Annotated in this window: 9 protein-coding genes and 1 pseudogene; 3 read left to right on the forward strand and 7 right to left on the reverse strand. The window is 66.8% G+C overall.

The genetic code is table 11. The annotated features are described in order from the left end of the window. The first annotated feature begins 1093 nt into the window (after positions 1-1093). Both ACZ7M3_RS48555 and ACZ7M3_RS48560 read left to right on the forward strand, forming a co-directional pair. Positions 1094-1573 carry an RNA polymerase sigma factor gene (locus ACZ7M3_RS48555; protein ID WP_472072637.1) on the forward strand — a complete coding sequence of 160 codons (480 nt, stop codon included), beginning with the start codon at positions 1094-1096 and terminating at the stop codon, positions 1571-1573. 44 nt (positions 1574-1617) lie between these two features. Next, positions 1618-2844 (forward strand): sugar transferase, encoded by a 1227-nt coding sequence (locus ACZ7M3_RS48560; RefSeq protein ID WP_472072639.1) that lies wholly within the window; start codon positions 1618-1620, stop codon positions 2842-2844. 512 nt (positions 2845-3356) lie between these two features. Here the strand turns inward: ACZ7M3_RS48560 and ACZ7M3_RS48565 are convergent. From ACZ7M3_RS48565 to ACZ7M3_RS48590, 6 genes are all read right to left on the reverse strand, one after another. Continuing rightward, the gene (locus tag ACZ7M3_RS48565; protein ID WP_472072641.1) at positions 3357-5609 is read right to left on the reverse strand and encodes a helicase associated domain-containing protein; all 2253 of its coding nucleotides are present in this window, start codon (positions 5607-5609) and stop codon (positions 3357-3359) included. A gap of 199 nt (positions 5610-5808) precedes the next feature. Continuing rightward, entirely contained in the window at positions 5809-8811 is a 3003-nt protein-coding gene (locus tag ACZ7M3_RS48570) for an AAA family ATPase (protein ID WP_472072643.1), read from the reverse strand. Then, positions 8811-9965, reverse strand: coding sequence for an exonuclease SbcCD subunit D (locus ACZ7M3_RS48575; RefSeq protein ID WP_472072645.1), 1155 nt, complete (start codon positions 9963-9965; stop codon positions 8811-8813). Before ACZ7M3_RS48575 ends, ACZ7M3_RS48570 begins: the two co-directional genes overlap by 1 nt. 377 nt (positions 9966-10342) lie before the next feature. Continuing rightward, positions 10343-12166 (reverse strand): ATP-dependent nuclease, encoded by a 1824-nt coding sequence (locus ACZ7M3_RS48580; protein WP_472072647.1) that lies wholly within the window; start codon positions 12164-12166, stop codon positions 10343-10345. Positions 12167-12479: 313 nt separating this feature from the next. Further along, positions 12480-12764, reverse strand: coding sequence for a DUF6207 family protein (locus ACZ7M3_RS48585; protein WP_472072649.1), 285 nt, complete (start codon positions 12762-12764; stop codon positions 12480-12482). Positions 12765-13318: 554 nt separating this feature from the next. Continuing rightward, positions 13319-15544, reverse strand: coding sequence for a DUF262 domain-containing protein (locus ACZ7M3_RS48590; RefSeq protein WP_472072651.1), 2226 nt, complete (start codon positions 15542-15544; stop codon positions 13319-13321). Positions 15545-16452: 908 nt separating this feature from the next. Here ACZ7M3_RS48590 and ACZ7M3_RS48595 point away from each other — a divergent pair. Continuing rightward, positions 16453-16653, forward strand: a pseudogene (locus tag ACZ7M3_RS48595) (site-specific integrase); the annotation flags it as partial. A 662-nt stretch (positions 16654-17315) separates the two neighbouring features. Here ACZ7M3_RS48595 and ACZ7M3_RS48600 read toward each other — a convergent pair. Continuing rightward, on the reverse strand, positions 17316-24353 hold the full coding sequence (locus tag ACZ7M3_RS48600; protein WP_472072653.1) for a polymorphic toxin-type HINT domain-containing protein: 7038 nt from the start codon (positions 24351-24353) through the stop codon (positions 17316-17318). Positions 24354-24401: the final 48 nt, after the last annotated feature.

Consider the following 24401-nt stretch of genomic DNA (forward strand, 5'->3'; position numbering starts at 1 on the left):
GAGATCTCACGACAGAAGCGGAACCAAGCAACACCCAGAACCGGCCTGATAGCAGCAGATCCGGTTCATCGGCTCCCGGGGCCCCGGTTGCCGAGCGGCAAAGCCCTATGCCCTAGTGGTGCGTTGGTCCCCGTCTCTGGGCCCTTGCGTGCCCGTAGGCGGCCCTGCAGGCCCTGTAGGCGGGGAACACTTCATCCTCTTGTTGCACCTCCCTTCGATTGATGGCGAAGGTCGTCAATCAACCAGAGGCGAGGGTCACCCTATAACGCACCCGTGACAGCTGTGAACGCGGATACCCTTCGGGGCTGCTGGGCGCGAGAAACCGCAGTTCACAGCGAAAGTAAGCTCCCACCGCCAGGCCGCCCGGGCATACGCCGTCGACACACTCCGGCCTGCCGATTTCCGTAAAAGAGCACAGTACGACGGCACTTGAAGTTCTATTACTTTCACATTTTTTCGATTGGCGAGAAGCGCCTCTCACGCAATGAGCGTTCGGAATCACTCGGGGGGGCGCACACTGAGCAGTGCGCGCCCTGTTCGGAGACCGACATCACGCCGTGATGCCATGGCCGAGGTTGTACTCATGTACCTCAGGGGCATCAAGAGGGTCCGCGCGTGCAACGTCCCGCAAGATCATTAATTCTCCGCGGGCTGGGGTCCTCCAGGTTGCTCAGCCATCCAACACTTCGGCGCGCGGGAAGCGGTCCGTGATCTTGGCCGTGCAAGGCGCGTGTGAGCACTGGTAGTTGCCCGGCTCAGTGCCATAGGCAGGAGGCCGGCGGGACGTACACCATCACGGCACGATTCGCAGCACGCCGGACTGCACGGCTCCTACGCCCAACTCGGCGTAGCTTTCGCCGTGTGCTGAAAAAATCTTGCCAGGGCGTTGCACGTTCCGCAGGCCCCGCTCCCCTGACGAGTATGAACAGAACGTCGATGAGGATGCATCGTGCGGTGGCGTAGACAGCACCGCCATGCCTCACCGAGTGGCGCTCTGGCGCCGTCGGTCAGCTCTGCAGCGGATGGGCCTCCGCTGAGTCCTGAGGAACAGGCGGTCTACGACGACTTTTTCCGCGAGGTGTTCCCGTCGTTGATGCGACACGTCATCTTCCTCGGCGCCTCCTCGGAGGAAGCCGCTGATGCGGTTCAGGATGCCCTGACCGACGTTCTGCAGCATTGGCGGAACGTGGAACGCCCCAAAGCCTGGTGCCGCATAGCTGCGATCCACTACTACCTGCGCAGTGACGCGCGGCTGAACGACGGAGTCCGCAAGGCTCAGCAGGACTTCCGGCAACGAAGGTCCGACGACGCCCGATCTCTCGGATCAGAGTACGAAGAGTGGGACTTCGTCATCGACTTCGTCGACCGGCATCTGAAAGGTGCTCAGCGCCTCGTCATGGCCCTGCACATCGACGGGTATGAACCGCAGGAGATTGCCCGTGAATTGAACAAGGACCCCCAGACCGTACGTTCACATCTACGACACGCACGGAAAAAGTTGGCCGCCGCGCTGGAAAGTGAACACCCAGAGCTGGCGCTCTCGTCCAGGGGGACCCATAGGGGGGGAATGTAATGGCAATGGAGTCGAAATGGAGGACCAAGGAACCGGGAGGAGAGATGCCTGGGAACGACACCTACGACACTCGGGCGCCGCTGGAAGCCGATGACCGTGTGGACGCCTACATTGCGCGCCTTCACGAGGTCACACCACAGCTCATTTCCAGCGACGAAGTCGAGAGAAGGCTTCTGGCTTCGAAAGTGGAAGTCTCACGCAGACAGACGATCCACGCGCATCGAGCAGCATCGGCGCACCACGCAGTACGGCGGCGCGCCGGGGACGAAGGCGTGGCAGCACGCAAAGTGGCGAACTTCGTCGGCGACATCATGTCGCTCTGGCTGTTCGGTACGGTCGCATCGCTCACTTTCATGCTGGCTTCCGGTTCCGTCAAGGCGGTAACCGGAATCCTCAGCAGCGTCGTCGTCATTGCCGTCCTGTGGGCAGACTCCTGGCACAAAGGCCGCCAGTACAGGAGGAAGGCTGCCGGTCCGCTGTCCGACCCGCCGTGGTGGCATGAACGGATGCGCGCCATGGCGGACCAGCTGGACAGCAAGCGCCCCGGGCACTTCACGCGTGCCGTCGACATCGGATTCGCCTTCGCTGCTCTGCTACTGACGGCTCCCACCATGCTGGCCGCTCTTGCCGTGGCAGTGCTGCGGCGCGGCCCGGCGTGGGATCGTCAGCCACACGTCGGACAGGGTGGCGAGATTTTCACGCGGTACACGCTGTACGTCCGCAGGAACAGAGACGGCACGCCGGCCACTCCGACGGACCGGATCCTGATCCGCTCGGGCATCGAGCATCTGCCTCGTTTGTGGAATCTCCTGGTCGGAGACCTCACCCTGGTAGGCCCCAAGCCGGAGAATCCGGCGATCGCCGTCCAGTACCCACGGTCCTGCCGCTGGGTGTTCGAGTACCGCCCAGGCCTGACCGGCCCTGTGAGCAAGGGCTTCCGGGACTGGATGGTGCAGTATCAGTCCGACGCAGCCAAGTACCTGACGCTGGTCGTTCCTGTACAGGCGTGGTTCGACAGAAACTTCATCGCCATGAGCCCGGGCCGGCGGCTGCGCATCATGCTGCGCGCGATCGTGCTGCTGCTGCAGCCGATCATCGTCGAGAACGCCTGCCTGAGGCACAGCGGATCCCAGAGCAGGCAACCCACTCCACCTGTCACCTCGGACCCAGCTGCCAGCAGCCCTGAGATGTCCCTCCACGACGAGCAGGAGCCGCAGATCATCCAGGTCACCAAGTGGTGCCGACACGAGATCGGTCAGGCCCTGGCCTGAGCACGATAGGGGCGGCCACACCAGCGCCTGCCTGCTACCAGGCTTTCACCACGGTCTCCTTTCCCCTGCTCAACAGCCTCGTACCCCAGCGCATGACATGGAGCTGTTTCACCGCAGAGGGAAGGACACCGTGGAGACCGGCCCAGACAAGGGCGCCATCCCCTTGGGGGGCGGCCGTGTCACGCCAGGCGTCGTGCGGTCGGGGACACCGTCCGGCGGCCGACCTCGTCGGCGTCGCCGTTCGTCGCCGCGCTGCTCAGCCTGCTGGAGGAGCGCGGATATCCGGGGGGACCGCGCTATCTTGGCCGGGACGCCTCGGAGCGGGACATTTTCAGTTTTGTGCCGGGGTGGGTTCCGCGCCGGCTCCGCCCGTGGTCCGATGCGCAGATCGCGGCGGCCGCCGGCCTCGCGCGGGCTCTGCACGACGCCACCCGCGGCAACCCTCTCACCGGCCGCGGTCGGCGAGGGCACACCGCTTCGTCTCTGCGTAGCACGGGCTTGTCTGTGTCCGCTCACAGGCCGAGCTCGGCGAGGGCCGCCTGCCGTTGGGGGCTGAGAGCGCAACGGCGGCGTCGCACGTTGCTCAGCCACTGTCCCAGGCGTACCAGGTCGCCGTCGAAGGTCTCGATGTGCCGTTGGGGCACGTCGAGGTGGCCTTCTCGTTCGAGAAAGGCCCGTGCGGCGCCCAACCCGCGTTGGAATGCGCGTTCACGCGCGGGCTGCTGGCTGTGTTTCGTTGGGGAGTCGGCCGTACGTGCCAGGTGGAGTCCCAGTCGGGAGAGGAGGCCAAGCTGGTCGGGGTGCAGGTCGTCGGCGCGGGCCCGTTGGGTTTCGAGCCACTCCCCTGCCTTCGCTGCTCCGCCTCCTTCCAGGTTCCGGCGCGCATCGTGGTAAGCCCGTTGCCAGGTGGTCGGCCAGGGTGGATTCCACCACGGGTCCAGGGCTGTGAGAGCTGCGGTGCGCTCTGCTGTGAGGTGGTCGGCGCGGGTGCGTTGTGTCGCTAGCCAGCGCCCCAGCGGGTAGGCGTCGTTGGTCTCGTCGACGGGGACGGCGAGGTGGCCGTGGCGGGCCGCGTAGGCGGTGGCGTGGGCCAGGCCACGGTCGAAGGCCTGCTGGCGGGGGTCCCAGATGATGCCGAGGCGTTCCAGGGCGTGGGTGCGGGCCTGGTCGAGTGCGCCTCTGGTGTGGAGGTGGCGCTGCCAGGTCAGCCAGCGGCCCAGGGGGTAGCCGTCCGGGTCTTCGTAGGTCTGGGGGACGTCGAGGTGGTGGTGGGCACGGTGGTAGCGGCGGGCTGCGGTGAGGCCGCGGCGCCATTCGGCGCTCTTGGGAGCCAGTACCCGCAGGGACAGGGCGAGTGCGACTTCCTCGGTCTGGGTGGGGCGGTCGAAGTGCAGCCAGGCCTCGGGATCCTCGGGCGGCATGGTGGGCCGGTCGGTGCGTGGGTCGGCGAGGCGGGCGTCGAGGCGGTCGTCGTGGGCGCGCAGTGCCTGCACGGTGCGCCACAGCGGGGTGTAGGCGTCCGCGCAGAGGAGATCGTCGGGGTCTTCGCCGGGGGTCAGGTAGACGGGGACGATGAGGGTGGCTTTCTTGCCTGCGCCGGGGGCCTGGCGCAGGGCGCGGCCGACGGCTTGGACGGTGTCGACCGGGCTGTTCTTGGGGTCGGCGAAGACGACGGCGTCGATGGAGGGCACATCGATGCCCTCGCCCAGGACGCGGGCGTTGGAGAGGACCGCGGGGGCGTGCGGGTCGGTGTGAGAAGCGAATTCCAGCAGGAGACGCCGGCGGACCTGGGAGGGGTGGCCGCCGCTGATCCAGTCTGCCCACAGTCCGGGCGGGCGCAGCGTGGCGGGGAGGGTGGCGGCGGTCTCTTCGAGAGTGGTGGCAAAGGCGCGAGCGTCAGCGACGCGATGGTGGAAGGTCAGGATGCGGCGCAGTCGGTGGTCGTGAACGGCGCGCAGGACGGCGACCTGGCGACCGGCCAGGCGCAGTCCGTCGACGCCGGCTCCGGGGCCGGTGGCGAGCCAGTCCCGCAGATCGGTGTTGTCGACGACGGGGACGAGGATCTGGTAGTCGGCTAGCAGGCCCAGATCGATGGCGTCGGAGAGGGTGAGCCGGTAGGCGACGGGGCCGAAGATGGCTTCGTCGTCCATGGAGGCCACGGTCTCTGCCCCGTCGGTGTCCGGGTCGTCTTCGGGGTCCCAGATGCGGGGGGTCGCGGTCAGGTAGAGGCGGCGGGTGGCGGGGACCTGGTCGTCGTGGTGGACGGCAGCCCAGGCCTTGCCGAGACGGCCGGCCGTGCGGTGGGCCTCGTCGACGACCACCAGATCCCAGGAGGGCAGTTGGTGATCGCGGTGGGCTGCAACGACTGCGGGCAGGGAAGCGTAGGTGGCGTACGCGGTGACCGGTCCGGAGCGGGAAGCGGTGATGAGGGCGGCGAGTTCCCCCGGGTCGGTGGTGAAGGGAATGTCCGCGCCGAGCGGTTCGTGGTCGAGGGCCTGGCGTTGTGAACAGACCGCGATCGCGGTGCCTTTGCGTCCGGCCAGGCGCCAGGAGCGGATCGTCTGGGACAGCAGGTCCAGCGTCGGCAGGAGCACTAGAACACGGCCGCGCGGAGCGACGCGGGCGGTGGTGCGGGCGGCGATGAGGGTCTTGCCGGTGCCGCACGCGGCGATCACACTCGCGCGGGCGTGATCGCGGAGTGTGGCGGTCGTGGCGGCGACGGCTTCCTTCTGGTGTGGGCGGAGTTCGATGTCGGTACTCGGCATGCTCTCCTGCCGTGGGGTGCGGGGTGTGGTTACGAGGTGTGTGTCGCGTTGTCTGTGGCCTATCTTCCTCGACGGGTTGGCGTCGCTGGCCGGTTGCTGATCCTTGTGTGTCTCCAGCGTTGTGTGGACGGGCGGGAACGGGGGCCTGCGGGGTTCGTTGCTGTGGGAGACGGGTTCGGGCAGCGTGGATGGCCGGGGGTCACAGGTCGGCGGGGGCCAGGGGGCGCAGCGTGGAGCCGTTGCGGTGTTTCATCACGCTGAGCTGGCTTGGGATGCGGCGGCCGAGTTCGGGGACGTGGCTGACGATCCCGACCGCCCGGTTCCCGGCACGCAGTTGGTCGAGTACGTCCATCACGTCCTGCAGGTTCTGCTCGTCGAGCGAGCCGAAGCCTTCGTCGATGAACAGGGTTCCCAGGGAGCGGCCACCGGCTTCCTGGGTGACCACATCGGCCAGTCCAAGGGCCAGGGCGAGGGAGGCTGTGAAGGTCTCGCCGCCGGACAGGGTGGAGGTTTCGCGTTCGGTACCCGTCCAGGTGTCCAGGATCCGTAGTCCCAGTCCGGCCTTGAGACGTCCGCGGCGGCCGGCGTCCTTCTCGTCGCTGTGCACGAGGAGGTAGCGGTCCGAGCTCATGGCCTGCAGTCGGATGTTGGCTGCGTCCGCGATCTCTTCGAGGCGGGCTGCGAGGACGTATGCCTCCAGTTCCATGCTGCGTGTGTTGGACGCGATGGTGGCCGATGCAATGCCTGCCAGACGGTCGACGAGGGCGTAGCGGGCCTGTAGCGGTTTGAGGTCGGCCAGGTGGTTCTCAAGGTCGGCGACGAGGCTGGTCAATGCGGTGGTGCGGTCGTTGGCTTGCCGGGATGCGCCTGCGGTGTTCTTCACGCGTGCTTCGGCTTGCAGGAGCACGCCGCCGGTGGCTTGCGGGTCTGCGGGGGGCTGGGCGGCGGCTTCGAGCAGGGCTGGCGTGTTCAGGGTGTCGGTGACGACGGCGTTGTCCTTGTCCCACTGCTGCAGTTCTTCGCGCCACTGCTGCAGGAGGGCGGCGGGCTGCAGGAGAGCGGCGGCTTCCTCTCGTGTGGAGAATCCTGCGTCCAGGGCTGCGCCGTCGGTGGCGGTGCGGGCGTCACGGTGACGGTCGGCTGTGGTGGCTGTATTCTGCGCGGCTTCGATGGCGCGTGCGAGGTGTTCTGCGGCTTGGGTGAGCTCGGTCATCCGGTCGCCGATGGTTGCGGCGCTGCCGCGTGCGGCGTCCAGGGCGAGGGCGATGGTGTCCTGCTGCTGTGCGAGGGCTTTGTGCCGTGTCTGGCATTCGGTGAGGCGGCTTTGGGCCTCTTGGTGTTGCTGGGTGCGGGTGTCGCACTCGTGTCGGAGCCGGGCCAGTTCTTCTTGGGCGGAGGACAGTTTGCCGGCCTGTTCGCAGGCGCTCTGGTGGGCTGCGCGCGCAGTCTGGAGGAGCAGCTCCAGCTGGTCGGGCGGGGTCGGTCCGGCTGTTCCGAGCGCTTGTGCGTGCTGTTCGGCGAGGTCGCTGCGGGCGCGGCTGGCCTGGCTGTGCGCGGTTTCGGCCTGTTCGTGGACGGCGCGGGCTTTCTCTTCGTCTTCACGCGTGGGCTGGTCGGGGCGCAGTTGTGCCGGGGCCGGGTGGACGGATGAACCGCATACCGAGCATGCTTGTCCGTCCGTGAGCTCGGCGGCCAGTTCACCGGCCATCCCGTCGAGGCGGCGTTCACGCAGGTCGAGCCAGTCCTTCTTGGCGTGCAGTGCCGCCGCTTCGCGTTTTGTCTCGGTCTCCTCGGCCGTGGCCAGCTGGGCGGCGAGGCTGTCGCGTGTGCGGGCCGCTGTCAGCTGCTTGTCCAGGGACTGGATGTCTCGGTCGAGTTGGGGTACCTGGTCTGCTGCTTTGCCCATGGCCTCGACGCGGCCTGTGTGCTCGGCCTCCAGTGCGGGCCATGTCTGCAGCCATTGTGCGGCGTCGTCGCAGTCCGCTTGCGCCTGATCTTCCTTCTTGCTCAACTCACCCATCTGGATTCCCAGTTGGGCAGAGCGTTCCTCGTCCGGCAGAAGGCCTTGGAGGCGGCCTCGCTCGGCGTGGTGCTGTTCCAGGGCCAGCTGCAATTGGGGGATCTCGGCGTGGGCGTCTTCCAGAAGCGTGCGGACGTCTTCCTCTGCGTTTTGGGCCTTCTGGAGGGCGAGAGCGCTGCGTTCGAGGCCGTCCAGCAAGGGGCGCAGCGGTTCGGCCCGTAGGCCCTTCTCGAGCTGTTCGCGCAGTTGCGGGTGGTCGGCGGCCTTGTGGTCCAGGAGGACCCGCTTTGCGAGGGCTTGGCGGTGCTGGTGCTGGCGGGTCTCGAGGTCGATGGCGTCCTGGTGGTCCTGCTTGGCCTCTTGGTGGGCTTTGTCGCTGCGGTCTTCGTCTGCCAGGGCGGCGGCTTGGGCAGTGTGGGCGCGGGTGAGCAGTTCCTGGGCCCAGGAGAGTGCGTCGGCGGGATGCTCGGCGTCGGGGCGGACAGACTGGCCCGGGGAGGGGCCGGCGGCCTGGTCGATGCGTTCGCTGAGCTGCTGTACTGCGGTGACGACTTCGTCGAGGTCCTTTTTCGTGGTCTTGCTGCGCGTGGTGAGCCAGTTCTGCAGCTCTTGGAAGCGTCCGGTGTCGAAGAGTCTGCGCAGCAGCGAGGCGCGGTCCTTGGCATCGGCCCGCAGGAATTTCGCGAAGTCTCCCTGGGGCAGGAGAACGACCTGGCAGAACTGTTCCTTGGACAGTCCCAGCACTGCCTCGATTTCTCTGCCGGCTTCCTCGGGTTTCGCGCAGACCGGCTCCCAGGCGGTGGAGTCGTCCGCGCTGCCGGTCCGTTCGTGCAGCTGGGCGGTGGCTTCGGCGGTGGCTGTGCCGCTTTTGGCGCGTGTGCTGGGATAGGTCTGCTTGGGCGTCCGTGTGATCCTCAGGCGGCGGCCGGCGGCGCTGAACTCGAGGACGACCTGAGTGCGTGTGCCTACGGGGGCATGGTCGCTGCGCAGGCGGTGGGTGGGGCGGATGCCGGGAACGGTGCCATAGAGCGCGAAGCAGACCGCGTCCAGGATGCTGGTCTTCCCCGCCCCGGTGTCGCCTCGCAGGAGGAACAGGCCGGCGCTGGTCAGGGCATCGAAGTCGACGTCTTCGGTGCGGGCGAACGGGCCGAACGCCTGGACGGTCAAATGGTGGAGATACATCAGCTGGCCTCTCGCGCGGCGGCTTCGGTGCGGACCTTTTCCAGTCCTTCTTGCAGCAGGTCCTGTTCGGCGCGGGTGGCCGGGATGCCGGTGACGTGGTGGAGGAAGCCCAGGGTGATCTCGTGATCGGTGCGGCCCTGTACGCGGGAACGGTAGGAGTCGGCGTCGGGCTGGGGCTGCTGGGCGAAGCTCAGTTTCAAGACGTGGCGGAATCGCTCGTTCAGGCGTTCCATGGCCATGTGCGGCCGGTCCGGGTCGGTGAGGGTGATGTGCAGCCAGCTCTTCTCGTCCTTGGTGTACTCGGCGCTGGTCAGCATGTCCTGCAGGGTGCCGGTCACCTGGCGCAGGGAGTACGGGACCGGGCACAGGAGCTTGCGTGTCGTGATGGTGGTGCCGGGGCCCAGGTCGACCAGCCACATGGCCTTGGGGTGGTCGCCTTCGGAGAACGAGTAGGCCAGCGGAGATCCGCTGTATCGGATGCGCTCGCTGATCTTCTGGCAGCGGTGGAGGTGCCCCAGCGCCACGTAGTCGGCTTCGTCGAAAACGGAGGCGGGCACGGAGGGAACACCACCGGCGGTAATGTCGCGCTCGCTGTCGCTGGTGTCCGCTCCGGTGACGAACGCGTGGGCGAGGACCACCGACCGGGTTCCGGAAGGCCGGGTGGCCAGGTCTGTCCGGACCTGGTCCATGGCCGCACTGAGTACCGCATGATGGCTGGCGCGCTCTGTGCCGAAGTGGGCGTGGACCAGGCCGGGCTCGAGGTAGGGGAGGCCGTAGAAGGCCACTGGTCCGTGTTCGTCCTCCAGGATGACCGGGCGGGCACAGTCCTTCACATCGGTGCGCAGATGGATCCCCGCATGCTCGATCAGGCGGGAGTTGACTCCCAGCCGGCGCGGCGAGTCGTGGTTCCCGCTGATCATGATCAGCGGGACCTGGAGGGTAGCGAGTTCCTCAAGGATCCATTTGAACTGGTCCATCGCGTCCAGCGGTGGGATGGCGCGGTCGAAGACGTCGCCGGCGACGACCACGGCTTCCACGTGTTCGTGCTGGACCGTGTCCAGCAGGTGCTTCAGGAAGGCGTGTTGTTGGGCCAGCAGCGGCGTGCGATGGAGTTGGCGGCCCAGGTGCCAGTCCGAGGTGTGCAGGATCCTCATGAGCACAGACCGTAACCACGGTGGTGGCAGGTGCGGGTGGCTTTCCCGATAAACGGTCATGTTTGAGGGGACATCGGGGCAGATGGGAGGAAGGTTTCTGCATCTGCGGCGCCTGAGGTCCGGGCGGGTGGCGGCTCGCAGGGTGATTGTCAGTGGCAGGAGGCAAGATAAGCAGTGGGGGAAGGAGGATGTGATGTCGTTATCGCGTTCTGCGTCTGATCGCGCCGTGGCGCCCGGGGGGTGCCGCTGGTGCGGAATCGAAGCCCGCGGCCATGGCCGTCAATGGCTGCCGGAGGTCGGCTGGCACGCGTGGGTGGCGCCGACCGCCGAGCAGCGCAAGGAGCGCATGCAGCGGCGGCGCGCGCAAAGCGGCCAGGTCAGGAAGCCAGGGCCTGGACCTCGGTGAAGATCTCCTGCAGCTGGTGCGGCACGTCCTCGGCGGTGGTCAGGGTCGTGACCAGCCCGTAGACCATGTCGGTCTTCCCGTTCGGACTGTTCTCCTGGGCCTGCTGTTTGATCATGGCGAGGATGAGACTGCTGAACTTTCCGCCGCGATGGGCCGTGAAGTCGTCGGCTGTCCAGGGATTTCCCGGTTCGCGGGGCCAGTGGGCGTTGGCGGCAGCGGCCCATTGCCCGTCCGTGAAAAGTTCTTCAAGCTCGTTGAGGCCGTCGGCCTCGCCGACATAGGAGACCTGCTTCGCCAGGTCGAGACCTGCCCTGATGAGTTTTTCGGTCTTGAAGTGCTTGTTGCTGCGGCTGTCTGCATCGACCATGAGCATCACCGTGCGGTGGTGCTTGACGAGGTAGCCGGCCAGGTGCAGGGCTCCTTCGTTGTTGCCGCAGGCCCACAGGGCGATACCGGCAGCCTGCAGGGACAGTCCCTGGGAGAGGCGGAAGAGCAGGGGCACACTCTCCTGCTCGGTGGGCCCTTCGACGGCCAGGAAGCAGCGCTCGTGCAGCAGGACGGAGTTGCGCAGACCCACGGCAGCGGCAATCTGTCCGAGGTGGACGTCGATTCCGTTGTGCGTGTCGTCCTGGAGGCGTTCGACGACTGTTCGGCCGTTGTCGCTGAGCTTGAGGTGAACGACATCAGCGATGTCGACACCGTCGATGAGGTTCATCGAGTGCGTGGCGACCACGACGCTGACGTGGGGCAGGGCGCACTGCTTGCGGATGATGTCCATGACGGTGCGCTGGTGGCGGTAGTCGAGGTGGGTGTCGGGCTCGTCGTAGACGACGATGGTCTGTGTCGGCTCCCGCTCCTCGCCCTCTGCCGTGGCGGCGAGTTCGCTGTGTTCCAGCAGGTTGCTGGTCCACTCCCATACGGCCAGCGCGATCCGGCGGTTGCTGCCCTGCCCGGAACGGCTGAGGTCGACCGGTTCTCCGTCGGCCTTGGAGACCTCCAGCGGGGCGCGCTTGAAGCCGCCCTTGAAGGACACCTCGGGCTTTACCTGCACGCCGACGAAGTCGCTGCAGTGCTGGCGGATGTGCTGGCACAGGGAGTCGGCTTCCTTCTCCAGCCGCTGGGTGACCTCCGCTTCGATCTCCCGTACCCTGCCCTGCAGTGTGTCGTCCTCCAGGAGAGTCTCATAGCAGCTGTTCAGCGCGGTGCGCACGGCGTCGTCGGGGCTCTCGTCCTTGCCTCCGAACGGCAGCAGACGCGGCAGACGCTCATGGAGCTCCCTGGGCAGCGGCTTCCACTGGTCCCTCTGCGGTGCCGTGGCGGCGTAGGCCTTGACGGCCTGCAGGAGATCGCCCTTCAGAGGGCCGTCCGGCGACAGACCGAACTCGGTTACCAGTTCGGCTAGATCGTCCTTCAGCAGCCGGTCCACATCGTGCAGCCGGCTGTCGGCCGGCTGGGAGCCGAAGTACTGCCACGAAGCTGCTTGTCCGCCCTCGGCGATGCGGCGGATCCGCACGCTCTTTGGCAGTGCGGCAACGGCCTGCTCGCCGGCGTCGAGAGTGAAGACACCCTCCACCCACGTCTCGGCACAGCGGTCTCCCACGGTGCCCTCGCCGAGCGCGTAGGTACGGTCTTCCTCCATCAGGCGGTAGCGGCCGAGTAGGAAGGACAGGGCGGTCAGTATCGCGCTCTTCCCGCCGTCGTTGCGGCCGGCCAGGATCGTCGGACTACTGACCGGAACATCCTCCACGTGGGCCAGGGAGCGGAATCCGTACGCGGAGAAACGGGTGAGGTACACGGTCTAGTTGCTCCGAATCTCCCTCTCCGGACGGAGGAGGGTGGGACGTGCGAGTCGTTCGCGCGCGGGTGAGGCTGATGGGTTCCCGTTGCGGAAGCCGCCATCCTAGAGGCGGCATGGGCAACGGCCGTGCGGTTTAAGTCATTTGACCCGTGCGGGCCGGGGCAAGAATGCCTCCGGCCAGACCCGGTGTGGCACGGCGGCCAGAGGTGTCTCCGACGGTCTTCACCGGTGCGGTGACAGGGTTTTGCGCGGCCTGCCCTCGCGGGTCGCGGTGGTGCCGGTGACTGCGAGGGGTGTGCCTTCCGCAGGCTCAACCTGTGCTGGCACACGCGCAGGGGGCGAGTTTCTGACGCAGATCCACATAGCAGCGAAGCCGCACTCCCGGTTCACCCGCGTCTCGTGTTGTCTGTTGCGCGGTCGCTGTGGCCCACCGGTCGGCAAGTGACTGCTGGAAGGCGAAGGCGGTTGCATCGTCGGCGGCCGCCACGTCGAGGACGATGAGCCCCCGCTCCCCCACGTGATTTTCATTGATCGGGTCCATGTACGCCATCACGTCCAAGCGTTCCGAGGAGTTGCGTTGCGGCGTGATCTTCACTCGACCGGGTGTAGGCGGTTGTGAGGTGCCCCGCGGACCGGTGCGAGCGGTCAGACAAAACGGGGTCCCCTCGTGGTGCCGGGGAGCGTCAGCAGGGCTAAGGAATCCCGGTGCCGACCGCGCATCAGCACCGGGAGGATCTGGAACTGGTCCGGAATTCCAGCGCCCGCCACAGCCACCGCTCCGGGCGGGGAAGGGCGGCCGCACCCGCGTACGGCTGGAAACTCTCGACGCCGCGCTGCGGGCGTCCGCAGGCGGTGCCCTGGGATCAGGGCAGCGGGGAACCTGCGGGGTGAGGCAGCGGGCGTAGAAAGCAAGTCCTGCCTCCGGAGTTTCGGAGGCAGGACTACGTGGAGCGCCGGACAGGCCTTGCACCTGCATCTCCCCGCAGGAAGCACGTCTTTCCTTGGACCACCAACGCCAGGCTCACGATGGTCCATCGCAGGCCGCCCGGTCGATGAGCTTCCAGCAGGGGACAAGCGTCCGGGGCTGTGTCGCCTTCACCAGCTGTCTCGCCGCCAGTAGGGCGCTCGCTGACGAGACCGCCTGCCTGGCTACAGGACACCTGACGCCACCGCGTGATCGCGCACGGTGCGCAGGCTGACACGCACTCCGTTCTCGTCCTCGATGTGCCATTCGTTCATGCCCTGGCAGGTCTTGGTGCCGCGGGCGACGGCCCCGGCCTCGTCGACCCTGCCGTAAGGGGTACCTCCGGTCACGGCAAGGACGATGCCGCCATTGGCGTCGATGGTGGCCCAGTGATCGGTGGAGCGGTAGTTGAGCACAATCCGCGTACCGGCCTTGAGGACCTGGGCGTCGACCATCCTGGCCACGTCCGTGCGCCGGCCAGAAGCCGGTCTGCGGCGCGGAGCGGCCCGGCGCGGGTGGGCGGTCGGCTGCCTGTAGTCAGCAGATGGGGCCGCGGCGGAGGCGAGCAGGCCCAGGCGTTCGGGTTTCCAGATGTGTTCGAACAGACGTAGGTACAGCTGCTGCCGGGTCTCGACGACCGAGGTCATCGTCTCCGTCGGCCCGAAGGATCTGAGGAATCTATCGAGCTGGTGCGTCCTGATGAAATCGCGCAGGACGGGGTTGCGGCGGTCGTATGCGGGGGCGATGACGCCCAGCAGGACGTTGCTGCGGGCGTAGAGGCCGGCTTTGTCGTGGAAGGGCATGTCGTTGATGCTTGAGTTCTCGCGGCCCCTGAGCAGGCCGAGGCCGCCGAGTTGGCTGCGTCGGCTGCGGAAGACGACCGGGTCAGGGATGTGGTCTGCCACCCGGTGGTGGTGGTTGGCCCACAAGTGTTCGATGTGGAACTGGTCGCGGTCGAGGTAGGCAAGGACGTCGGGCGGTCTTTGGCAGGCCTCCTCGACGTAGGCGGTGGCCCGGGCCAGGAGATAGCGGATCTGGTGGGCGTTGTTGCCTCGCAGTCCCAGGGTGACCGCTTCACGTATCGGATCCCCGTCCTGGCGTACGAGGTCGCCCAGCACCGAGGCTACGTCGACCACCGTGTGGCATCCACGCAGGAGACGGACGAGAGTGGCGTGGACCAGAGCGTCGGCGTCGGCGGACTGGACGGGCAGGTCCTGCAGGATCCGCAGGGCGTACCAGCGGTCGATGTAGGCGGCGACAAGGCGGCCTTTGTCCTTGGCGTCGGTGGGCTGGTCGTCGGGGTCGATGGCGGCGAGGACGGCGACGGACTGGGCACCGAGGCCGTTGCGTTCGTTGTAGAGCACCGCCTCCAGGCGGTCTTCGGCCTTCTTCAGGGTGCGGCTGGCGGCGAGAACGGGCCGGTACAGCCGGGCCGACTTCAGCAGGTCCTGGACGAAGCGCAGGAAATTGTCAGGGCGTTCCGGGACCAAGCCGAGGTGCGTGGCGTTCTGGCGCACCCACACGTTGAGGTTGATGGCGATCTGGCGGCGGTCGTCGTCGTGGCCCTCGCGTGCGCAGCGGGCGAGGAGGTAGGCCTTGATGAAGCGGGATGCCGCCTGGGCATCCTCGCGGTCGGTGGAGAGTTCCCGCACCATCTCGTGCCACTGGGTGTTGAGCTGATCCTCGCCCGAGCCGACGTTGGACAACAGGTGGCTCTTGAGGAGGTCGACTGCGGTGAGGCGGGCGCCGCGGTCGTTCATCGTCTCGAACATGCGGTAGCCGTGGTCTGCGCCAGCCGCACGAATGCCGACCATGACCACCCGCTTCAGGAGCCACTCGGTGAAGTGGCGGAGTTTTTCGGCGTCGAGCTCTTCGACGAGTTGGGATTCCATCTGCTGGCTTCGTGCCCACACGTTGCGGCGTGAGAGGGAGTCCCCCGCGCCCGTCTCGTACTTGCGGCCCTCGCTGATGGCCAGCAGGACAGGGTCGTGGTCGGTAATGCCGACGCAGAAGTGCTGCCCGTCGATCGTGATCACGCGGTTGAGCTGGTCGACCGTTTGCGGGTCTCCGGCATCCTGGGCCCACAGTCGCAGTTGCAGGAAGAGCAGGTGCAGGGTGACAAACCGTTGCTGACCGTCGACAAGGTAGCGGCGGTTCTTCGACGGCTCGTGGTAGACGAAGGGGCCAAGGAAGTACTGCGGCGCGGTGTGCGGGCGGCGCAGATAGGCGGAGTCGGCCGACCAGGTCCGAAACGAATCGCACAAGTCCCGCAGCAGAGTGCGGACCTCTTCCTCGCCCCAGGTGTAGTCACGCTGATAGTAGTCAATCTCGTAGGTCACATCACGGAACAGTTCATTCAGGCTGAAGCCCTGAGACCTGATCTCGTCCGCCCCCACGCAACCACCCCTCACCTGCCGGACTCACCCCGTCATGCTCCCAACTGGACGCCGTGCAGTACAGACGGCGGAGTCGGGTAGGCGCCGCGTACAACGCCTGGGCAGACCGATGAGCGGCTCTGCGGCCGGTCGTCGGCGGGCTTGCCGCTGTCACTCCGCCTCGCTCACGACGCGGACGAGAAGCATCACCGGTACGTCGTCGGCGGTGGGGGCGGTGGCCCCGACGTGGAAACGCGACCACCGATGGCGGCCCGGCTTGTGTCCTCGGACCGTCTGGATGCGGAATAGTCGATCACGCCGTGGGCCGGTCCCGGCGCAGCGTGATGGGCCCACGGCTGTTCGGAACAAACCGTCGCGGAAGCCCGCAGGAGCTGGCCGCCAGACGGGTGCGCAGAACAAAAAAGGCTGTTGCACTGGCGGATGAGAACGCCGTGGAGGCCGACCCGAACAAGGGTGCCATCCCCTTGGGGGCGGCCGTATCACTCCGGGTGTCGTGCGGATCGGGGACGCTGTCCGGCGCCCGGTATCGCCGTTCGTCGCCGCGCTGCTCGGCCTGCTGGAAGAGCGCGGGTATGCGGGGGCACCGCGCTACCGCGGCTGGGACGCCTCGCGTCGGGGAATCCTCAGCTTCGTTCCGGGGTGGGTTCCGCACCGGCTCCGCCCGTGGTCCGATGCGCAGGTCGCGGCGGCCGCCGTCCTCGCGCGGGCTCTACACAACGCGACCCAAGCCAGTCCGCTCGCCGGGCGGCATCCTGTGGTCTGTCATTCACGACCTGGGCCCCTACAACACTGCTTTCCGGGAGAGTTCAACGCCCGGGCGCAGCTGCCGTTGTAGCCGTTGCCACTCTGGACGTTTCCCTGATTGCCCGAGGAGGAGATGCCGCCCTTGTCGCTGTCGTTACCGGTGGCGCCTGTTGGGATACGCCACCCTGCTTCTGGAACAGGGAGTTGATCTCGTTGTGATCAAGGAGCTGTTGGTTCACGCCCACATCGGCGTCACCGCCGCCGTCTACGCCCACGCACCACTCCGCCTCCCACGCCAAGCCATCGACGTCCTTGGCAGCGCACTTGATCCGACCGAAAACGACCCTGGCGACCCGCCCGCCACAGCCGCCGTCCGCTGACGTTGCCGTCAAACGTCGCAGAGCCTTCATCGACATCACTGTCGATGAAGGCTCCGTCGCACTGCTACCAGATTTCGGTAACCCAGTCCGAGATTAAGGAGAAGTGGTCATCATATTCCACCCGGCGCACTCCGCTACGACTCGCGCAACCTGCCGACGCTTCGGGTAATTGGAGCGAACCCTAGACAGGCGTTCCGCATATACTTCCGCGACATCGACTCTCTCATCGGACAACAGGCGGATATCTCCATCGCGCCAGATGTCCTCAACTCCCCGCAGAGTCGTCTTAATTCCCTGAAACTCTGCCCTAGAGTATCCACCGCCGGCATGCAACAGGTCATCACAGGAATCCCAAAAGTTCCCCACGCTTGACCTGATCCTCCACTCGCGATCACGTGCAGGCAGATCTTGCGACGCGACCAGAATCGCTACGCCAGCAGCTGTCGATTGAAAATAGGTCGGGGTGGACGAGTCCTCTAGAGCGCCGATCTCAGTTCGCCAGCTCCTGAGCGAAGCTATCTTCTCTGCGTCTCCAGGAACCTCAGGAGCACTGCACCCAGCGACTACGTCATCGATCTCTGCCAGGCGCGAGGCCCCGGCAACCTCAAGGATGGGCCGCATCCTAGCGAGAGACAGCCCTCCTGTCAGGCTCCACAAGTCCATCAGCCGCCGCCCCCTAGAACCACTCGCCATTGCGTATTTCCAGCACTTGACACCCCGAGGCCCTTGCCGATCCGGCTCCCTGTGAGGCCCATGCCTGGACCTGTCGCTTGCGCGAAGCACGCAGGGCACATCCTAGTCGATGAAGCCATCCCTTCGATCTGCCAGTCACTCCCCAAACGATTCATGATCGTAGCCTCGGCATGACCCTGCCCGGGAATATAGCGCTCCCCACGCAGCGGCGCATTGCCTCCCTTCCATTCGTCAGGGAGACCAGTGCGTTCAGTCGCTACCCACGTTTCGACCATGTCCGGATTGTTCACGTTCCGAACTCGAGCAACTGCAACTGTCGACGCCTCGTCGGCCCGCGTTCCATAAAGCTCACGGGCCCGGTTAAGCAGAGCACCGCCGCAATTGTGAACGAGGACTGGCGTGGCCCCCGCCAGCACATAGTACGCGTGCACGTCCTGGATGGTCAGGTCGTGGGTGCGCTGGCGCTTGGTGTAGTGGGCGACCTCGGTGATCTGGACGTATGCGCCAGCACTGGTGCGCAGCCACTGTCCGGGGTGGAGGTCTCCGGCTTTCAGCCATTTCTTGAGTTTAGGTTCCCAGAAAGGGTGGGTGTCGGTTGCGACGATGCTTGAGTGGTTGCCGTCGTCGGAGATGGTGATGTTGGTGAAGTCTTTGTCGCCCTCCGTGGTGATGGTGGAGGAAACCTTTTTGTGGACTGTTTTTCCCGTGTTGGTGTCGGTAGTGACGACCGTGTCGCCGACTTCGACGTCCTCGATGGCTTTGTGTGTGCCGTCAGCCTGGAGGACTTTGGTTCCGGGGAGGAAGCTGTGGCACTTGCCGAGGAGTTTGGCTGCGTTGCCGAGTCCGAATCCGACAACGCCTGCTGCTGCGCCCCAGATGGCGGCTTCGGCCTGGTTTGTTAGCTGGCCGGACACGCTGTGATCGGCGTTGTCGTCAAGCGCGTTTCCTACCGCGTTGCCCGCCGCTGAGGCTACGGCCCCGCATCCGGCGGCAGTAGCGAATCCCGCGCCGCCGGTGACCAAGCCTGCGCCGCCTGCTGCTGAGAGGCAGGTTCCTCCCGCTACGACTTCAGTGATGGTCGTGGCGATTACGACCTTGTGCTCTTTGACAAAATTTACCCCGGCATCGACCGCGTGCGACCAGCCGCAGGTCGAAAAGAAGCCGCAGTCATTGCCACTCTGGACGTCTCCCTGACTGTCCGAGGAGGAAGTGCCGCCGCTGCCGTTACCGGTGGCGCCTGCGGGGATTCCAGGGGTGGGGCTTGCCGGTCCGGCGCCGCTGCGTGGTTCGCTGTGGCCGGTTCCGTCGTCGAGCCAAAGGCCGGTGGGGTCGCTCCCGGTGGTGGGGTTGTTGTTGGCGTAGGTGTAGCCGTTGAGGGACTGGTGCTGATCGACGCTAAGGACGGGGTCGACGCTGACGAAGCGGCCGGTGGTGGGGTCGTATTCGCGGGCGCCGAGGTGGGTCAGGCCGCTTGCCGTGTCGGCGGAGGCGCCGAGGAAGGCTTTGTCGTCGGGCCAGGCTCCGCTGCCGCCGGCCCGGGGGGCGCCGAAAGGTGTGGTGTAGCGCTTGGTGACGGCCTGGGTAGTGGCGTCGACGGCGAGGCTGCTGGTGCCGTGTTGGTCGGCGGCGAGCCAGGTCAGTGTGGAGGTGCCGGTTTTGTTGCTGCGCAGGGCGATCGTGGATCCGGCGCCGGTGTAGTAGCGCTGGGCCCAGTACTTGGCGGTGGAGGTGGTCGTGTCGAGGTGGACCTCGGTGGTGCCGAGGTAGAGGACGGTTTCGCCCTTGGTGTTGCGGCGGATGAGGAGGCTTCCGTCGGGGTTGTAGACGTAGCCGGTGGTGCTGGTGGCTTCGTTGAGGGTGTCGAGGCGGCCTTCCTGGGACCAGGTCAGGGTCTGGCTGGCGCTGCCGTCGGGCCGGGTGGTGGTGTTGCCGGTGGTGTCGTAGCTGTAGGCGACCGGGACACCGGTGCAACTGGCACCGGTGGTGGTGACATTGAGCCGGTGAACCTTCGTGCTGTCGTAGCAGTAGGTGTGGGTCGTGGTCGCGCTCGCCGTGTGTGTGGTTTCCGTCGAGCGGAGTCCGGAGTCCTTGTAGGCGTACGAGGTCCAGTACGGGGCGGCGCCACCGAGGTTGGCCGTGGTGCGGCCGGAGGTGGCGCAGTCTGCTGTGGTAGGGGTCCAGGCTTCGGTCAAGCGGCCGTGGCCGTCGTAGGTGAAGCACTGGTTGTCTGCCTTGCCGCTGCCGGCCAGGGTGGTCGGGTCGGTGACGGCGGTGACGTTACCGGCCTTGTCGTAGGCGTACTGGAGGTCCTGCAGCTTGTCGGAGTGGGTGTCGTCGGTCACCGACGACTTGGTCAGGCGGTCGGTCCCGGTCTCGTACAGGTTGCTGATGTACGCGTTCTTGGTGCCTGCCGCCTCTGAGGTACCCAGGGTGAGGACTTCGGGCTGGCCGAGGGCGGAGTAGCTGGTGCCCAGCAGGTAGCCGGTGGTGCCGGTGGTCTGGGTGTTCTGGCCGAGACCGTTGTACTTGTAGGTGATGAACTCTGACGGCAGGCCGCCGGCGGCGGGCTCGGTGATGTTCTGCTGGGTGCCGTCGATGTTGTAGTACGTGGAAGACGTCAGGGTCGAGGCGACGGCCTTCGAGGTGACGAGGGGATCGCTGGCGGGCAGCAGGAGCTGGGTGGTGGCGGGCCGGTAGAGGCTGTCGTAGGCGGTGACCTTGCGGGTGTAGGCGCTGCCGCTGGTGGTGGCTCCGCCGACGTAGCGCGTGGAGGAGTCCAGTTGGCCCTTGGCGTTGGTGACGCCGTCGTAGGTGTAGGCGGTGAGTTTGTTGGCGTCGACCTGTTCCTCGGTGGTGGAGGTCAGGTCGGCGGTGGATGGTGCGGACCAGGTGCCGGTGGGACGGCCGAGGACGTCGTAGGCGCTGATGATGACGCGTCCGGCGGCGTCCTTGGTCCAGGAGACCTGGTCGAGACTGGTGTAGCCGGTGGTTGAGGTGCCCTTGTCGGGGTCGGTTGCGGAGGTCTGGCGGCCGTAGAGGTCGTAGCCGTAGGACCAGGTGCTGTCCGGCCCGGTGATGCTGTCCTGTTTGCCGTCTCGGGTGTAGGCGAACTTCGTCGAGGTGTAGGACGCACCGACCGTAGCCCCGTAAGCCGTGTCGGCAGTGCTGGTGCCGGCGTATTCCCGGGTTTCGGTGGTGCGGCCGAGAGCATCGACGATGGTGCGGCTCGCAGAGCCGCCTTCCGCCGCGGTGGTGGCGGTGGAGTCACCGGTGTAGGTGGTGGTGGTGCTCCACTTGCTCACGCCGTTGACGAGGAAGGTGCTGGTGGTGGGGCGTTCGGCGCCGTCGAAGACGGTCTCGGTCTGCTTGGGGGCGTGGCCGTATTCGGCGCGCGTGTAGGTGCCCGATGGTGCGGTGGTGGAATCGTAGACGTCGGCGAAGGTCTCGTAGGCGAGGCCGCGGGCGTCGTAGCGGGTGTCGGTGAGCAGGCGCCCGCCCAGGGGGGTGGGCGCCTGGGTCTGCAGCGTCCGCAGCAGCGAGTCGTAGACCGTGTAGGAGGTGTTGTACGTCGTACCGTCGGCCTTGATCTTCGAGGTGGAGGACCAGGACGGGGCGTTGCTGCTGACGGAGTAGTCGTAGGTGTAGTTGGGGCTGTAGTTCGAGGCGCGGGAACGGTTGGGAAGCCAGATCGCGGTGCTGCGGCCGAGGGCGTCGTACGTCGTCTCGGTGATCTTGTTGTTGACGTCGTAGACCATGACCGGCAGGCCGCGGGCGTAGTCGCTGTAGGTGTAGGTGCTCTGCGTCTTGGCGTTGGTGACCTTGGTCTTGGTCAGCGGGCCGGCGGTGAGCGGGGTGTAGGTCGTGGTGGTGGCGTTACCGGCGGCGTCGGTGGAACTGGCCACGCGGCCCATGGGCTTGTCGTAGGTGGTTCGGCTGAGGGTCTGCCAGCTGGTGGGGTTGCGTTCGCCGCTGGTGGCGGTGGCGGGATAGGCAGAGGCGCGGCCGGTCCAGGTGGCCTCGACGAGGGTGGGTGTCTGGTCCGGGGTCCAGGCAGTGGTGGTGGCGGGGCCGTCGTAGACGGTGGCCGTGTCGGAGAGAACGTCGCCACGGGTGGCTACGGAGGTGGGCAGGGACAGGCCGGTCTCTGCGATGGTGCAGGCGCGGCCGACGATGCGGGTACGGGTGGGCAGGGAGTTGATACCGAGTTTGGTGTTGGCGGCGTACCAGGTGCGGGTGCAGGTCTCGTCGCCAGTGACGGCGGCGTCGCCATCGTCATACACCGTCAGGGGCTTGCCGTAGTCGTCCCATGCGGTGGTGGAGGTGGTGCGGGTGCGCCAGCCCGGCTTCGCGGTCAGATACGTGTGCGTGGCGGTCTTCTGCGTGCCGGTGTAGTACGCCTCGGTGTCCGCGTAGGACTTGTGCTGGGTGGCGGTGCGGCGTGACCAGGGGTCGTTCACGGTGACGGTGACCGGGGTGGCACCGTCGTAGGTGATCTGCTCGCGCAGTGATCCGGCGTACTCGTCCCTGTCGGTCTGGTCGGCGACGGCCAGACCGTTGACGTCGATGCCCTTGACGCTCACGGGCCGGGGGGCAGTGGTGCCTTTGCGCTTGTCGCCGTCCATGCCCTGGAGGTAGAGGGAGACGGTCTTGGACTGGGTGGTGCCGGCCACGCCCTTGGTGACGGTGACCTTGCCGTAGCCGCGCCATTCGGACCAAGTGCGCTCGTCCTCGGGGACCAGCGGGTTGTCGTTGTGGTGCCAGGCCGGGTCGGCATAGCTGTAGGCGTTCTCGGTGTTGGCGTTGTGGCCGGTGGGGTCGGCGGTGTTGACGGCGGTGACGCGGTACTTGTGGAACCAGTCCAAGGAGGCGTCCTGGGCGCCGTTGATGTTCCAGTACTGCGGGTAGCACGACAGGTTGTTGTCGTCCTCGGCGGCCGGCATGTTCGAGCCGCGCACACACTCGGGCCCGGAGTAGTTGACGGTGGTGAGCGCTCCGGTCTCGGAGGTGATCGTCCGCATCCGGGGCCGGGTGAGCGGCAGGATGTTGTCAGTGGCGTCGACCCGGTTGGGGCGCATCTCGTAGGTGAAGGCGACCGGGTCGAGGGCGATCGCGGTGCCGTTCTTGCCGGTATGGCGCAGCGACTGCAGGGTGAGGCTCTGGTCGGTGGTGTCGCCGATGTCGCCGCCGTCGAGGAATTCCTGGGTCAGGTCCCAGGAGTCGACGTCGGTGAACTTGCTGGCGGTGGCGGACCAGGCGTGGGTGGTGATGTTGGTGAGGCGTTTACGGGTGAAGAAGGCGGGGCCGGTCGCGTCGCAGTCCGCGTCTGAGGCGCAGATGGAGTCGAAGGGGACATCGGGCCAGCGGGTGGCGGTGGATTCCTTCAGGTCGGTGCAGTCGGAAGCGGTGCAGCGCTCGGCGTAGTCGAAGGTGACCTGGTCGGAGGTCACGCCGGAGAACAGGGTGTCTTTCTGCTGCCCGTAGAGGATCTTGGTGAGGTAGCCGCCGCGGGTGTATTTGGTGGTGGCGGTGGCGGCGCCGTTCTTGGCGTAGTAGTTGGTCTCCGGCGTGTACTGGTAGGTCATGGCGTTGCCGTGGAGGTCGACGACGTAGTCGAGGTTCCAGCGCCACGCCTGGGTGGCGGACCGGTCGGCGAAAGCGGTGCCCTGGTCGTAGCCGGGTTCGCCGGAGTCGTCGCCGTAGACGGGGACCGTCCACACCGAGTTGGTGGCGTCGTCGGTGCCGGCTCCGGGGAGTTTGTTGAGGCCGAAGACGTACTGGGTGCCGTTGCCAGCGGTGACGGTCCAGTACTCGCCGTTGCCGTCGCCGTTGTCGGCGCCGGTGGAGTGTGTGACGGTGGAGGCGTCGTCGTTCTTCAGGTGCCACTCACCGGACGTGTCGTCCTTGACGAGTTCGCTCGACTTGCCGTTGAGGACGAGGGAAGCGTTGTCGTACTTCCAGCACAGGTCGAACTTGTCCTCCTGGCCGTCCTTGTCGCACGACCCGTAGGAACGGTCGATGTACGAGGAGGAGGACAGGTCGAAACCTTCGCCGACCTGGCTGCCCTGGTTGTTGGTGGAGGCGGTGCGGCCGTCGATGCTGCCCGAGTCGTACGACAGGGACACCGAAGGAGCCGGACCCGCTGCCGGAGGCGGCACCGTCATGCCGTAGGACCAGGTGAAGGCGCCGGATGAGCGGCCTGCCTCCCAGGTCGACGACGGCGCGAGCGGGCTCGCGGTGTAGTCACCGGAACCGGAGGCGGAGGCCCCCGTGGTGGCGGCCAGCGCCAGCACGGTGACCGGCGCTGGCTGCTTGGCCCGGGTGTCCGGTGCGCTGATCGGTGTGCTGGCGGTGACGGTGTGGGCGGAGATGTCGTTGTGGGAGGGAAGCGGAGTGCGCGTGCGGCAGGACGCCTTCTCCGGGGTGGTCAGGGCGCAGGCCGGGAGTTGGAAGAGCTGCAGGCGGCCGGACCAGCCGCCGCCATAGGCAGAGGCGAAGCGGGTGTAGTCGATGCCGATCTTCGCGGCGCCCGGCTGGCCGGCCGTCGCCGTGAGCAGAACGCCCTTGATACCAGCGGCCTGCGTTTCCGCTCGGCTCTGGACCGATATATGAGTGGTGTCCGGAGCGTGATCGGAGGCTGCGGTGATCGTGACGGGAAGGCCGCCGACATCGAGACGAGCGGTCTTGCCCCGTTCGGCTATCTCCGCGGTGTCCGATGCGGGTGCGGGCCAGAACGCGGTCTGCTGCGCACGGGCGTTGTGAGCCTGGCGGGTGTTGGCGGCGCGGGCGGCGGCTACCCGATCACGTGCCGCTTTCGCGCCGAGTCCGGTGACGGCGCGGACCTTGCTGACTTCCTGCTTCGGCGTGGCGGGGCGGCCAAGGCCACCCCTCTCGGCTGCCTGGGCGGGGACGGCGACGACACCAGGCGCGATGAGCGCCAGGACCAGGGCCGGCAGGAATCTTCGCCTGACGGAACGTGTGACCCAGCGGGCCCTGCTGCCGGTACTCATGACACGACTCCCCAAATGATCACTGCGGACAGAAGTGGAACGGTGAGA

The sequence above is a fragment of the Streptomyces sp. NPDC111656 genome (genome assembly GCF_055656965.1).

Excerpts from the sequence above, each read along its gene's own strand:
- ACZ7M3_RS48555 (WP_472072637.1), top strand. The coding sequence starts at position 1,094 with ATGCGACACGTCATCTTCCTCGGCGCCTCCTCGGAGGAAGCCGCTGAT.
- ACZ7M3_RS48560 (WP_472072639.1), top strand. The coding sequence starts at position 1,618 with ATGCCTGGGAACGACACCTACGACACTCGGGCGCCGCTGGAAGCCGAT.
- ACZ7M3_RS48565 (WP_472072641.1), bottom strand. The coding sequence starts at position 5,609 with ATGCCGAGTACCGACATCGAACTCCGCCCACACCAGAAGGAAGCCGTC.
- ACZ7M3_RS48570 (WP_472072643.1), bottom strand. The coding sequence starts at position 8,811 with ATGTATCTCCACCATTTGACCGTCCAGGCGTTCGGCCCGTTCGCCCGC.
- ACZ7M3_RS48575 (WP_472072645.1), bottom strand. The coding sequence starts at position 9,965 with ATGAGGATCCTGCACACCTCGGACTGGCACCTGGGCCGCCAACTCCAT.
- ACZ7M3_RS48600 (WP_472072653.1), bottom strand. The coding sequence starts at position 24,353 with ATGAGTACCGGCAGCAGGGCCCGCTGGGTCACACGTTCCGTCAGGCGA.